Raw genomic sequence first — 12,634 nt, 5'->3', positions numbered from 1 at the left:
GTTCTGGGTCGTCCGATGACACCTGACGACTGGAATCGCCAACTAGAGATCCGGGGGCAACGATCTGCTGGGGGGCAACTGTTGCGTTAAAAAGGGTGGTTGCCGCACCGATACAAGCATTTTCACCGATCGAACATTCTCCAACCACGAGGACTCCTGCTCCCAAATTGGCTCCCGCACCGATGGTTAACCGACCGCTGCCACTATGCACCACAACTCCCATACCCAAGCAAGCTCCAGCCGCAATCTCGATCCGACCGTTGGGTTGGGCTTGTAAAATCACCCCAGTTGCGATCGCCGCGCTCGGGTGGATAGTGACATCTCCGCGCACGCAAGCTCGCTCGTCGATCGCAGGTTGGAGGGGCTGCAATGGCATACAAATCAACCTAAAAACATGATGTTCGACTCATTTTTCCCGCCCTGCAATGGATACGGGGGAAAGGTGAGAGTCCGTCGAGGATAATACTTTGAGAGAATTGGAATGAGAATGGGAAATCGCGATAGAAACACTTTCGCTAGGATGCTCGTGCCGCGAGGATTTATTCTAAAAGCCTAAAAAAGCCACACATCACCTGAGAAAGCTGGAAAATTTTGAGGGAGTGGCTAACGGCAACCGTTATCGAGCGCTTGACGATATCCCGTAAACCGTTTGCCACCCCGTAACTCGATCGCGCGCCGGTCTCAACCGGGGCGTTGGATCAAGGTTTCGGCAACTCGCCGTTTGGCGTTGGGATCGACACCGATCAAACGCACGTACTCTCCAGGGTAGGCATGCAAACAGGCTTCGAGCTGAGCGATAACCTCCGATTCCCGTATAGATTCGATTGGAGCGCCACTTTGCCAAGAACTGGTTTTAAAACGGCGCGTATTGGCGTGTTCGGTGCTGATTTTGTAGCCTTGGGCAATCAAAGCGCGCACCTGGTCGATGGCATCGCGATCTAGGCTGCTGCTGGCAAATCCATTACTCGACCGGTTATAGCCTGAGTTGTTGTAGCTGGAGTTATATCCTGCGTTGTTGTAGCTGGAGTTATATCCTGCGTTGTTGTAGCTGGAGTTATATCCTGCGTTATTGTAGCCCGAGTTGTTGGAGCTGGCAGAGTAGCTGCCATTGCTCGCTCCGGTTGTCGGCGATAAGGGGAAGGGATCGACAGACATCCGATCGCCCGGTCGTTGGACGAGGACTTCTAACACCCGACGTTTGGCTTTCGGGTCGATACCGATCAAGCGGACGTATTCGCCCTCGTGGTCGGCCAAACAAGCTTGGAGTTCGGTGAGGACTTGACCTTCGTTCTTCGCTTGGATAATCGGACAACTCAACCAAGAACTGGTTTTGTAGCGACGCTTGTCGGCGTGTTCGGTGCCGATGTGATAGCCCGCCCGCAACAAAGAGCGCACTTGTTCGACGACTTCGGAACTCATGCGACCGGCTTCGTCGCTGTGGGTCGCATCGATGGTTGCATACGAACCCGACGAACCCGAATTCGGGCGCGCGGACGAGGGGCGATCTTCGGGGTGCTGAACGACCATCTCGAGCAGGCGACGCTTGGCGTGCTTATCGATGCCGATCAAGCGGACGTATTCACCTTCGTACTCCCTCAAGCGGGCTTCAAGTTCGGCTAAGGCCCGCTCCTCTTGCTTAGCTTCGATGGGAGTACCGGTTTGCCAAGAACTGGTCTTGAAACGGCGTTTGTTGGCGTGTTCGATCCCCAGGCTATACCCGGCTCGCACCAGAGAGCGCACTTGTTCGACAGTTTCGGCACTCAAACTACCCGACGAGCTCGACGATCTTGCCGATCTCGTCGAGCCGACCGTTGCCACGGGGCGATAGGAAGAAACCTGCGCGGCTGAATATGAAGATCGATTGGAGGAGCTAACCGTAGAGGGTACGGAACCATCCGGTTTTTGGATCAGCATTTCTAGAACCCGACGTTTGGCTTTCGGGTCGATGCCGATAAGCCGCACGTACTCGCCTTGATGTTCTCGCAAGCAGGTTTCGAGTTCACTTAGAACTCGATCGGTACTGCGTCCTTCAATAATCGGACAAGTAAGCCAAGAACTGGTTCTAAAACGGCGCTTGTCGGCATGTTCGGTACCGATTTTGTATCCTCGATCGAGCAGCGATCGAACTTCCTGGGCAATATCTGCGTTCACAGTTCCATCCTCTATTGGCATTGTGTCATGTTCGGTTCCGGATAAAGTTCCGGTATGGTGGGTGCGGCTCGCGGGGTTGAGAGCCTCCACCGATGGAGTCGAATCTCCCACTCGTTGGTGTTTGACTCGTAAAGCTTCTGTCATTTCAATGACGTGACGGGCGAACTCTCGATCGCTCGGACGCACGTCAGGCAATCGGTCGGCATGTTGCTGGTCGGTAATCACCGCTCCTGACGGAACGTACTTACCGGGGGGAATTTCGACATCCTGAATCAGCACGTGCATCATCACGATACAACCATCGTTCACTCTGGCATTAAACACGGTGGAACGAAAGCCGATAAAGCAGTCGCTGCCAACATAGGCGGGACCGTGAACCAAAGCCATATGAGAAATACAGGTGCGATCTCCGATCCAAATGGAATATTCCCGCTCGTCGTCCCCCATCACGCGACCGTGCTCTAAGCCGTGAATGAGTACCCCATCTTGGAGGTTCGTCCCGTTCCCGATATAGAACGGAGATCCGCCATCTGCTCGGATCGAAGTTCCGGGGGCAATTAAAACGTTGGCTCCGACGCGCACGTCCCCAATAATGTTGGAGAAAGAATGCACGTAGGCTGTTTCGTGAACGTGGGGTTCCGATAAGCTTGTCAGTTGTGGAGTCGGGAGATCCGCGCTACTGCGGACTACCATCTGGGATATCCTCCTAAAAATTCTGTGCTTTTATCTAAACTTGGGTTATCGATGGTCGATCGGTTTACTTTTGACCGTTTGGACTCCCCCCAACTCCGACAGCAGCAGACGAAAAGGCGATCGTCGGACCTCGCTAGAGCTGGCTGTTTTCGAGCCGAGTGAGGTCGGCAATACCATGATTTTGTAACCAGTGGCGATCGCGCTTCTTCGCAGGCGGCAACAGTCTCTACTTACAGTAGATTCGACGATTTTCGACATTCACCGTATCGATGATGCCAACTACCATCGCGTCGATCGGTCGCTGCTCGTGACCCATTTCCTGGCGTGCCGCACTGCCCTGACTCACCAACACCCACTCTCCAATACCCGCACCGACCGGATCTGCAGCCACCTCATATTGAGACAGGAGTTGACCGTTTTCGTCGATCCATTGAACCAACAGAAACTTCGTTCCGGTTAAACTGTGCAGCTTCTGAGTGCTGACAACGGTCCCGAGAACTTTAGCAATTTGCATTTATGATTCTGTTAGGGTCGGCGGATCGTCCGAGGAGAACCGATGCTCTCGCGGAATTGCTCTACCTCTTCGGTATACCGGATGGGCAATACGTATTCTAGGACTTGACCTCCTTGCACTCGATTGTTCGCCGATTCAACGCCAGCCGACACCGAGGCTTGGACTTCCGAGACATCACCGCGAACGATGACGGTGACCCGCCCCGATCCGATCTTCTCATACCCGACTAAGGTGACGCGAGCGGCTTTGACCATTGAATCAGCAGCTTCCACCACAGCAGGGAAGCCGAGGGTTTCAATCATTCCCACTGCAATTGACATTTTATTTGAACTCCTATCAAACGAGCTTTATTTTCGGCTTAACGTCCTTGCTGTCGATCGCCCTGGGTGACTGACTCAGCCGTCAGAAACTTAGGGTCGAACGAACCGCGCTTCGGACTCTTGAGGATTGAGATGGCTTACGTCGTTACATCCGGAATTGATCGACCTCTTCGGTATACCGGATGGGTAAGACGTATTCCAGGTTTTCGTGGGGACGGGCAATGATATGAGTCGATAGAACTTCTCCACCATTGACCCGGTTGGCCGCAGCGATACCGGCTGAAACCGAGGCTTGAACTTCCGAGACATCTCCTCGGACAATAACCGTAACCCGACCCGATCCGATCTTTTCGTATCCAACCAAGGTAACTCGAGCAGCTTTCACCATCGAATCAGCGGCTTCCACAACTGCTGGAAAACCTTTGGTTTCAATCATTCCTACAGCGATTGACATACTTTTATTGGCGCTCCATTAGTGCCTATGCGCAGCAAAATTAACAAGGGGGCAAGTTTGTGAATGTAACTCTGGCTCAAAATTCGCAAGTTGCAACGCAATCTCGGCGAGGTGATACCGCTCCGGCTAAAATTTCGATCGGACGCGCTACGCGCTACTTCTCATGCCGGAAATAGTAGACCCTTCTCAACACCAGATTGGGTTGCCAGTGGCAAAAATTTGACGGGGATAGCTTATTTTTTATCCCACGTGAATAGCATAGGAAATTTCGGCTCCTCTGACAATATAAAACATAATGATATTTTCAAATGAAATAGTTTAACAAAACTTAACCATGATTTCGCTCGAGCCTCCCGAGACATCGAAGCCATTAGGTTTTGGGAACTGTACCGACTGTTTTATAATTTCTTTATCATGATTGAGAAAACTTAAATCTTGAAGTCGAGAACCCGCATTAACCTGCGGCTAGCTCTGGGTCTAATGAGTCCTTCGCTCGGTCAAAAATCTCACCTGAGTTCTTCTGGCTTTCTGGTTTAAAAGGATGGCTAGTCTGGGGATAGCGAGCATTAGAGTGTAAATCGATCGAGATCTGTGGGGTGGCGATTAGCGCCGCCGTAGAGAGATTTAGAATCGATCGCCATTCTAGACTTTAACGCCGTTTCAACCTCAGAACTCGAGGTTGTTATCGGATTTTTTTGCTTGAAAATCGATCTGTTGGAGAACGTGCAACCTAAAATGAAGAGCGATCGCTCGAGGCTCGAGCACGCGTAAAAATCACAAAATTTGTTTTTAAAACGACCCCATTCTTCCATTAAACCTTGTAATCTATCAGGCACTTGAATGACTGATTTCCTCCTAGCAAATAGTTGGTTTATTCCCCTCTACGGTGCGATCGGAGCCGTTTTAACTCTACCCTGGTCTTTGGGGATTATCCGTCGTACGGGGCCCAGACCGGCCGCTTATATCAACCTATTAATGACCCTGGCTGCGTTCGTTCACAGTTCGATCGCCTTTTGGGCGATCTGGGGGCAGCCCACCCAAAAATTGGTGTTTAACTGGTTTAGCGCCGCAGACTTAACCATTCCCTTAACCCTCGAACTGTCTCCGGTGAGTTTGGGTGCATTAGAACTGGTAACGGGTATTAGCCTCTTAACCCAAGTGTACGCCCTGGGCTATCTCGAAAAAGACTGGTCTCTAGCCCGGTTTTACGGCTTAATGGGTCTGTTTGAAGCCGCTTTGGGAGGAGTAGCCCTGAGCGATTCCCTCTTTCTCACCTACTGTTTGCTAGAAGTTCTCACCCTCTCAACCTACTTACTCGTCGGATTCTGGTACGCTCAGCCCTTAGTTGTCACTGCGGCTAGAGATGCATTTTTAACCAAACGAGTCGGCGATATTATTCTGCTGATGGGAATTGTCGCCCTATCGAGCTATGGAGAGGGACTCGATTTTAGCTCCCTGCAAAATTGGGTCACCACCGCACCGATTTCCACCTGGACGGCAACTTGGGTGGGCCTGACCCTAATTGCCGGGCCGACGGGGAAATGTGCCCAGTTCCCCCTAAACCTCTGGCTCGACGAAGCCATGGAAGGGCCCAATCCAGCAGGAATTATGCGAAATTCCGTGGTGGTGTCCATCGGCGCTTACGTACTGATTAAACTTCAACCGATTTTCATCCTCTCTCCCATTGCCGAAGACGTGCTGATCGTTATCGGGACGGTAACGGCCATTGGAACGTCCTTAATGGCGATCGCTCAAATCGATATCAAGCGCACCCTTTCCCACTCCAGCAGTGCTTACTTAGGACTCGTCTTTATCGCCATCGGCTTGGGACACGTCGATATTGCCTTATTGCTGCTATTTACTCATGCCATCGGCAAAGCTCTCATTTTCATGAGTGCCGGGTCGATCATTCTCACCACGAGCAACCAAAACATCACCGAGATGGGGGGACTCGGGTCGAAGATGCCCGCCACAACCATCGCGTTTGTCGTCGGTTCTGCCAGTTTGGTGGCTTGTTTGCCCCTGGGCTTCTTCTGGACGATGCAGCGCTGGTTGAACGGATCGTGGGAGATTCATGGATGGTTGCTTGCCATCTTGATGTTTGTCAATGCCCTGAGCGCCGTTAACTTGACCCGCGTATTCCGCTTGGTGTTCTTGGGGTCCACCCAACCCAAAACCCGTCGTGCCCCCGAAGTCCCTTGGACGATGGCTTTGCCCATGGTCGGACTGACAGTGGTGACGCTGCTGGCTGGAATTGCGCCGCGACTGTGGCCCCTATGGCTGAGTCCCGTTGCCCCGCTAGCCGATGTCGATTCGCCTCTGATTAGCCTAGCAATGCCTTTACTCATCTCATCCGGGGTCGTCGGTCTGATTATCGGCAGCACCCTCGAACTTCGCCGCGCTTGGTCGAGGCCCATGCAACGATCCATGCGCTTCCTCCAGGATTTATTTGCCTACGACTTCTACATCGAAAAAATTTACGAACTGACAGTGGTGATGGCCGTCAGCTTAACCTCAAAAGCAACCACTTGGTTCGATCGCTATGTGGTGGACGGCGCGGTAAACTTCGTCGGTCTGGCTACTATCTTTAGCGGTCAGGCCCTAAAGTACAACGTTTCGGGTCGCTCTCAGTTTTATGTTCTGACGATCGTCATTGGGACTTGTGTGCTGTTCGTTTTGACCAACGGATGGTTATTTTAGCCACCTCGATGGGAGTTGTACCCGCAAAATATAAGGAGATAGGATGCTTAGCGCTTTACTTTTAATTCCTCTAGTCGGTATTGCGGCGATCGGCTTTTTGCCGGGGACGATCGATCCGAAGATCTGTCGCCGTATTTCCCTGGTGGCAATACTGGCAACATTAATTTGGACAATTTGGATCGGCATCGGCTTCGACCCCACCGCACCGGGAATGCAGTTTTCGGAGTTCGTCCCCTGGGTACCGTGGATGGGGTTCAACTATCATTTGGGCGTAGACGGATTATCGATGCCGTTGCTGGTGCTCAACGGTGTTCTCACCGCCATCTCGATCGCCAGTACCCCTGGCGATCTCCATCGACCCCGGTTCTACTACACCTTGATGTTGCTGATTAATATCGGTGTGACCGGCGCGTTTGTGGCTCAGGACTTGTTTCTATTTTTCGGATTCTACGAACTCGAAATTGTTCCCCTCTACTTCCTAATCGCCATTTGGGGGGGCAAGCGACGCGGTTACGCCGCCACGAAATTCCTCATTTATACCGCTATTTCGGGCTTTTGTATTCTTGCATCGTTTTTGGGAGTCGTTTGGCTTTCGGGAACGGGAAGTTTCGATTACGCACCGTTACGATCGGCCGGTTTACCCCTGGGAACGCAAATTCTGCTGCTGGTTCCGTTGCTGGTGGGTTTTGGAATCAAAATTCCTTTTTTCCCCTTCCATACCTGGCTTCCCGATGCCCACGTCGAGGCATCGACCCCAGTGTCGATGTTACTCGCCGGAGTGTTGCTGAAATTGGGAACTTATGGATTGTTGCGGTTTGGAGTGGGCTTATTTCTCGATGCCTGGGCGTATCTAGCCCCCTGGTTGGCGGTGTGGGCTGCCGTTAGCGCTCTATATGGAGCTTCCTGCGCGATCGCCCAAACAGATATGAAAAAAGTGGTCGCCTACTCCTCGATCGCCCATATGGCCTTTATTTTGCTGGCTGCGGCGGCTACCACTCAACTGAGCCTGTTGGCAGCGGTCTGTCAGATGATCGCCCACGGCTTGATTTCGGCACTGCTGTTTTTCCTAGTGGGGGTGGTTTACAAGAAAACGGGAACCCGCGATGTCAACGTATTGCGTGGTTTGCTCAATTTCTCGCGGGGGTTGCCCCTCATTGGCAGCTTGATTATTCTCGGGGTGATGGCTAGTGCCGGACTTCCGGGTATGGTGGGTTTTATTGCCGAGTTTTTGGTGTTCCGGGGTAGCTTTTCCCTCTTTCCCGTTCAAACCCTTTTGTGCATGGTGGGTACGGGTTTGACAGCGGTTTATTTTCTGTTAATGGTCAATAAGGTCTTTTTCGGTCGCCTATCAGAGGTGACGATCGATTTACCCCAGGTACAGTGGTCCGATCGGATTCCAGCCTTGATTCTGAGCGTGGTAATTTTTATCCTCGGCATTCAACCCAATTGGCTGGTATTCTGGAGCGAACCCCGCATTGTTTCTTTGGTGACGGAGTTCGGTCAACCCCAAGCAGGTCTTTTGACACCGGGCAATGGGATGGGAGACGATCGAGATTTAGGCTTTCAACCCATAAAATCTGAGGTGACCCAATAATTAGGGCAGAAAGGAGAATGTTAGATGCCTCGAATTCGTCAGCATTGAGCCACCATGCCGTCAGTCGTCAGCTTCAAGCCAACCTCAAACGAGAGGATGAAAGATTGGGAGACTCGTTAGAACTGGAACGAATCCTTTGGCTGACAGCGGAATGTTGACTCAAATTTCTCCTTCCCCCACGGCACTTTTTTATATTTGTTGATTTAAACTCGATCGGAAATGACCATGTTAAGCGTCGATAAGCTCGAACCCTCCAAACATCCTCTAGCTGAATACATACACCGCATCGAAGCATGTCTTGCCCTGCTCGAAGATACCCCCGTTCACGTCGTCGAAGTCGTCGGAATTCTTAAAAGTTACGGCATTATTTTAGATGCTTACTCTCGGAACTTAATTTATATCTCCGAACACCAATTTTTAAATCTTTTTCCCTTTTTTAAATACTTTAATGGCAAAGTGACCTTCGATCGGTTACTCAAACATTGGAATCACGATCGAATTAATTTCGAGTACGCTGAATACTGTATGAAATCTATGCTTTGGCATGGAGGAGGTGGCTTAGATGCGTACCTCGATACTCCCGAATTCGCCCAAAATGCCGAAGCGGCTATTCAAGCCCGATGGAAAGGTAATCTCTTCATGCTGGGATTGCACAAACTATTCCCCAACTTTTTACCCGAACAGGTGCGGGTCATGGCTTACTATAGTGGCCTGGGACAGTTCTGGCGGGTGATGAGCGATATGTTCCTAGAGCTGTCAGATCTCTACGATCGCGGCGAAATCCAATCCATTCCCCAAGTGGTACAGCACATTCAAGATGGCTTAGTTGCTGCTGCGGGAAACCCGATCGTCCACCAAGTCAAACTCGGCGATCGAGTTTACGACATTTTGCCCAAATCAGCGGGTCTAACCTTCCTCATGGATACCGCCGTCCCCTATGTCGAGGCAATTTTCTTTCGCGGAACGCCCTTTCCCGGAACCATCTCCTATAACGCTCAAGCCTATCAAATTCCCTTCGATCAATCGATTTTCAACTACGGCGCGCTCTATGCCGATCCGTTGCCCATTGGCGGTGCGGGGATTCCTCCCACATTGCTGATGCAGGATATGCGCCACTATCTCCCCGAGTACTTGCACGAAATCTACCGTCAGGGCAAGCGCCAGGAAGACGATATTCTGGTGCAGATTTGCCAGACTTTCCAAAAGTCCATGTTTTGCGTTACCACGGCGGCGATTCGAGGACTAGCCCCTCACCCGATGGACACTACCGATTTGGCCCAACAACGGGAGAATCGAGCGTACTTAGAAGGTTGGATGAACCGCTTTGTCTCCTCGCGCGTGGTGGCGGTTAATTCTTGACACCTAAATAACACGCCGCATCCTCTACTAGAAATGCTTCGATCTACAGCCAATCTGAAGAATCGTCGATGCGACGTAGTTTTTTGGGTTCTGGAGGTTCTGGAGGTTCTGGAGGTTCTTGAAGTTCTTGAAGTTCTTGAAGTTCTTGAAGTTCTTGAAGTTCTTGAAGTTCTTGAAGTTGATGTAATTCCTCCGGTTCTTCGACTTCGAGTTCGATCTCGATGGGAACTTTCTCCACCGCTGGAAGTTGTAGAGGAACGGGGGTTTCTTCGACAACATCGGGCAACAGCACCGGCAGAGGTTCGGGTTGCTCCAGCCAGAAGCTGGCAATTGGCAGAGTATGTTCTAAATCTTCCGATAGGCGGGGAACGATCATCACAGCGTGCAATTCTCCGATGCGTTCGGCTTCGTGCATTCCCGCATCGATGGCGACGGCAACGTTGGCCACGGTTCCTCGGACGATCGCCGTACACAGACCATCGCCAATGGTTTCGTAGGCGGCTAGTTGCACGTCGGCGGACTTGAGCATCGTATCGGCCGCACCCACCATCGCCGGGAATCCTCGCGTTTCGAGCAAACCGATGGCATTGTTGCTCAAACGAGAGAAGCCACGCTGCTGTGTGAGTTGGGCTAATCGACTGCCGATGGGAAAAACGGCTTCTAGATTGGGCATCGGTCGGGGAACCACCAGCTTAGACACCAGTTGACCGAACTGTTCGGCAGTTCTGGCCCCTTCTTCTACCGCCAAACGCACGTCGGCAAAACGCCCCCGGACGATCGCCGTGCAGTGACCGCCCCCGATTTTCTCGTATCCCACCAGAGTCACATCTGCCGACTTGAGCATCATATCGGCCGTTCCGATAATTGCCGGGAAGCTCTGAGTTGAAACTAGACCTAAGGCCGTTTGCTGTAGCGGATCTCGTTCTCGCAATCTGACCTGTTGCTTGACTTTGGACCTGACCGGGTCTTGGAGACGGGGAGGTTGTTTTCCGTATAGATCGATATCTGACATCTATTTTGACTGTCGAGCTGTAGCATAGTCAGGAGACGCAACCTCCCTATTTTCTCTATTCTATCTATAATCCTTAAGAAAATCTGAATTGAATTTCAGAAAATGTTTGCACGTCTTTATTCAGATTGAGAAACAATTCATATCCTTTGAGTCAATTTTCACAAGACGGACTTTAGAACTTAAAAAGATAACGAACTGTGGGAATGTCGAAAATGGAGGCTAAATGCCACATTTAAATTTTCTAGAGAGTCCACCAACCAGGTAATACTATTTTTGGCCGCATCTTCATAGCGATCGAATAAAATTGCAAATCGCTGTTCGAGGTAGGATTTGACTCGATCGCAGCATAAAACGATCTTGAGCAGAATCCCGATGGTAGGCGCGCTGCCGAGGTTCGCACTCAGATCGAGAAAAACATAATGATCCGGTTGTCGAGAATGCTCCACCACCAAAAAATCAAGTAATTTGCGACAGGTTTTGTGCCACAAATCCTCGTTGAGTTTCTGTCGGTCGTTTTGAGGAAGGGTATTTTGCAGGTGTTGGTAGAGTCGCTGATTGAATTGGCCTCGGGCATATTTGGGATTAATGCGATCGACCGAAGTCATCAGGTATTCGTACAACTCATCCTTAAATGTCCGATAGGAGCGAGTTTGCCGGGTATAGCTGCGAAACTGCCGGGCCAAGTCTCGATAGGTATTGACCCCATCGATTTTACTGGTAAAGTGGTCGATGGCGAAATTGAGTTGAGAATCGCTCAGTAAGGTCGGATTTCGGGTCAAATGCTCTCGAACTCGCTCTCGACCTCGAGATCGTCGGGTTAAGACGTACTGCGATAAATCGAGATCGAACTGTTGCTGTTTTCGCTCTCGCATCGATCGAATCTGTTGCATTTGTTCTCCAGGAGCGTTGCGATCGAGCCAGCGATGTTCGTAAAGATAGGGATAGCGCCGAATTAACGAGCCAAGGGGTTTCGTCTCGCAGTGAAATCGGCGATGGCTTTTTTGTTCGATCTCTCGCGCAATATCCCGCAACACCCGATATTGCTCGGTTTGGGTAAAGTCTCGAACGAGTGCGCGCAGGTGTTGAGTCGCGGCTGAGGAGGAATCGTCGGCGATCGTTGTTTCAAACAAACTGACCAATTCAGGGATGGCATCCCGGAGTTGGGGTTGATTTTGCCATCGGTTGATCGGAATGTAGCAACTGCGGTTGAGTACAAATGGGAAGTCTCGATCGGCTTGCTCGGATGTCACGAGCTGCTCGAGCGCAAACCGAATTTCGGGCTTTGGGTAGCTCGTACCGTCAATAAAAAGATTGCGAAAGCGCTCGACCGATGCGAAGGCAGGCTCGACCTCAACGCACGATCGCAGATGAGCGTAGAGTAATTGTTCGTTGGCGTGGTTGTCAGCGTCGATCGAGGTAGCACCCCCCTAGCCAAGACAAGTTTCGTGGGCTAATTTATGTTAGATGATAGCTTATTAGCTGCATTTTATTGTAACGAGTGTCACCCGCGATGGGCGAAACGGATGTCATTGCTCGCTTTTCGAGCGCAACCCATATCCTGGCAATTCTCTAGAAAGGGGGTTACGGACTTGAGGGGTGTCACCCTCGTGAGAAACGAGACACGAACGAGATATGGGGCTAAGATCCAAGGCAAGCCTATCTATATTTTCCTAAGACGTTAGATCCCACGAAATCGAGAGTTATGAACGAGCAAAAACACAAGCGCCATGAGGCTCGGGAAGCTTTTCAAGAGTCTCTCGCACGGTTGCAACAAGTTTTGGACTTAGCGGAAGAAAAAGCCAATGAACCCAACGAACTCGAGCGATTGCCAATCCGT

11 protein-coding genes are annotated in these 12,634 nt (G+C 51.1%); 4 read left to right on the top strand and 7 right to left on the bottom strand.

The window, feature by feature from the left end; genetic code table 11:
* The 5 genes from ccmN to IQ235_RS06375 all read right to left on the bottom strand — a co-directional run.
* Positions 1 to 376: beta-carboxysome scaffolding protein CcmN (ccmN, locus tag IQ235_RS06395; RefSeq protein ID WP_502652587.1), on the bottom strand; the 376-nt coding region annotated here is incomplete at its 3' end.
* A 305-nt stretch (positions 377 to 681) separates the two neighbouring features.
* Positions 682 to 2,844 (bottom strand): beta-carboxysome scaffolding protein CcmM, encoded by a 2,163-nt coding sequence (gene ccmM, locus IQ235_RS06390; RefSeq protein ID WP_264320657.1) that lies wholly within the window; start codon positions 2,842 to 2,844, stop codon positions 682 to 684.
* Positions 2,845 to 3,070: 226 nt separating this feature from the next.
* Positions 3,071 to 3,358, bottom strand: a complete 288-nt coding sequence (gene ccmL / locus IQ235_RS06385; protein ID WP_264320656.1) for a beta-carboxysome shell vertex protein CcmL — start codon at positions 3,356 to 3,358, stop codon at positions 3,071 to 3,073.
* An 11-nt stretch (positions 3,359 to 3,369) separates the two neighbouring features.
* Positions 3,370 to 3,678 (bottom strand): carbon dioxide-concentrating mechanism protein CcmK, encoded by a 309-nt coding sequence (locus IQ235_RS06380; protein ID WP_264320655.1) that lies wholly within the window; start codon positions 3,676 to 3,678, stop codon positions 3,370 to 3,372.
* A 145-nt stretch (positions 3,679 to 3,823) separates the two neighbouring features.
* Positions 3,824 to 4,132: a carbon dioxide-concentrating mechanism protein CcmK gene (locus IQ235_RS06375; protein ID WP_264320654.1), complete on the bottom strand. Its 309-nt coding sequence runs from the start codon at positions 4,130 to 4,132 to the stop codon at positions 3,824 to 3,826.
* 840 nt (positions 4,133 to 4,972) lie between these two features.
* Here IQ235_RS06375 and IQ235_RS06370 point away from each other — a divergent pair.
* The 4 genes from IQ235_RS06370 to IQ235_RS06355 all read left to right on the top strand — a co-directional run bounded on the left by IQ235_RS06370 (position 4,973) and on the right by IQ235_RS06355 (position 9,785).
* On the top strand, positions 4,973 to 6,832 hold the full coding sequence (locus IQ235_RS06370) for an NAD(P)H-quinone oxidoreductase subunit F (protein ID WP_264320653.1): 1,860 nt from the start codon (positions 4,973 to 4,975) through the stop codon (positions 6,830 to 6,832).
* A 43-nt stretch (positions 6,833 to 6,875) separates the two neighbouring features.
* Complete coding sequence (locus tag IQ235_RS06365; protein ID WP_264320652.1) at positions 6,876 to 8,426, top strand: NADH-quinone oxidoreductase subunit M; 1,551 nt, start codon at positions 6,876 to 6,878, stop codon at positions 8,424 to 8,426.
* A gap of 17 nt (positions 8,427 to 8,443) precedes the next feature.
* Complete coding sequence (locus IQ235_RS06360; RefSeq protein WP_264320651.1) at positions 8,444 to 8,584, top strand: hypothetical protein; 141 nt, start codon at positions 8,444 to 8,446, stop codon at positions 8,582 to 8,584.
* A gap of 61 nt (positions 8,585 to 8,645) precedes the next feature.
* A complete protein-coding gene (locus IQ235_RS06355; protein WP_405196650.1) occupies positions 8,646 to 9,785 on the top strand; it encodes a CO2 hydration protein in 1,140 nt (379 codons plus the stop codon).
* Positions 9,786 to 9,828: 43 nt separating this feature from the next.
* On the opposite strand, the gene ccmO is transcribed toward IQ235_RS06355, so the two are convergent.
* Positions 9,829 to 10,716: a beta-carboxysome assembly protein CcmO gene (ccmO, locus tag IQ235_RS06350; RefSeq protein WP_441373246.1), complete on the bottom strand. Its 888-nt coding sequence runs from the start codon at positions 10,714 to 10,716 to the stop codon at positions 9,829 to 9,831.
* Positions 10,717 to 10,976: 260 nt separating this feature from the next.
* A complete protein-coding gene (locus tag IQ235_RS06345; RefSeq protein ID WP_502652589.1) occupies positions 10,977 to 12,209 on the bottom strand; it encodes a Sll1247 family protein in 1,233 nt (410 codons plus the stop codon).
* Positions 12,210 to 12,634: the final 425 nt, after the last annotated feature.

It is taken from the genome of Zarconia navalis LEGE 11467 (assembly GCF_015207075.1).
GTDB lineage: Bacteria > Cyanobacteriota > Cyanobacteriia > Cyanobacteriales > Geitlerinemataceae > Zarconia > Zarconia navalis.
The sequence above is the reverse complement of the archived record's forward strand: the minus strand, read 5'-3'. Positions and strand labels throughout refer to the sequence as shown.